Source organism: Pseudoalteromonas sp. 2CM41L, assembly GCF_023161905.1.
Taxonomy (GTDB): Bacteria; Pseudomonadota; Gammaproteobacteria; order Enterobacterales; family Alteromonadaceae; genus Pseudoalteromonas; species Pseudoalteromonas atlantica.
Genome location: NZ_JALNTN010000039.1, coordinates 1 through 1,247, shown reverse-complemented (window position 1 = coordinate 1,247; position 1,247 = coordinate 1). Strand labels below are relative to the sequence as shown.

Here is a 1,247-nt window from a genome sequence, read left to right as displayed (position 1 = left end):
TGATCTGACCCCGATAAAGTAGACACGGGGTTTTAATTCATTGATTCATATTGTATGGGGCTAACATTTCCAATCGTCCCATGCATTCGCACTGAGTTGTAGTAATTCTCAATATAAAAACGACTTTGTATTGTCATTTCGCTACGACTCAGTTCATTTAGATTACTCATCCATTCTTTTTTGTACTGAGCAAAAAAACTTTCTGAACAGGCATTATCCCAGCAGTTCCCCTTTCTCGACATGCTAATCGTTACACCTCGCTTGTTCAACCACGATATAGTCTCTTTAGCTCGATACTGGCTCCCTTGATCTGAATGAAACAGTAAACGTTGCCCGTTCGGCTTGCGCACATTCCAAGCCTTCTTTAGTGTTTTAATCACTAAAACCGCATTATTAATTCGACTTGTTGCCCAGCCCACAACTTTGCGTGAGTATAAATCTAAAATGACACATAAGTACTGCCAGCCTTCTTTACAGCGCACCTGAGTTATATCCGATACCCATACACTATTAGGCTCTTCAACATCAAATTGACGAGCAAGTAGATTCTCTGTCGTTATAAAACCCTGCTTTTTATTACCACTGGTGTAGCGACGCTTACCTGACTTAGAGCGATAACCTACGCTTTGTAATAAACGCTGCACTCGGCCTTTACTGCAATCATATCCGTCGGCTATGGCGGCTTGCCACAATTTTCTGTAACCAGGTATGCAGTGCTCTTCATTACTTCTTTTTATTAAAAACTGAAGTAAAAGATCATTTTTTCTTTCAACTGGATTCGACGACTGTTTCAACCATTTGTAATACCCAGCCTTAGAAACAGATAATAACTTACATAACTTGCTTACTGTTTTCTTCACCGTCGTGGTCTTATTAATATATTGAAACCTTATTCTTTTAGACTGTCGAAGTAGGCCCTCGCCTTTTTTAGTACGTCGTTCTCCAACTGTACGTCCTCAAGCTGCTTTTCAAGGTTACGAACTTGACGTTCAAGGTCTTTATATGACTTTTCTGGACCATGGTTTTTAAGTGGCTTAGGCTCTTTTCTTGAGGTCATTTTACTTCTCCAACTTGACAGCATATCGGGATGAATACCGTATTTATTAGCGGTCATTTTAACGGTACCGTGTGAGTCTAATGACTCCTGCACCACTTTTCTTTTAAATTCCTCTGTATGTTTACGAAACGCTTTTACTTTCATGAGAACTGACTCCTAAATAGGTGTCTACTTTTATGGAGTCAGATCA

At 39.7% G+C, this 1,247-nt stretch carries 1 protein-coding gene; it reads right to left on the bottom strand.

Annotated elements, in window-relative coordinates; genetic code table 11:
- Positions 1 to 32: 32 nt before the first annotated feature.
- Positions 33 to 1,201, bottom strand: a protein-coding gene (locus MTF64_RS19820) for an IS3 family transposase (protein WP_248452441.1) whose coding sequence is annotated in 2 segments (ribosomal slippage) — positions 33 to 931 and positions 931 to 1,201 — 1,170 coding nt in all. Because the reading frame shifts where the segments join, the coding sequence is not laid out codon by codon here.
- Positions 1,202 to 1,247 lie beyond the last annotated feature (46 nt).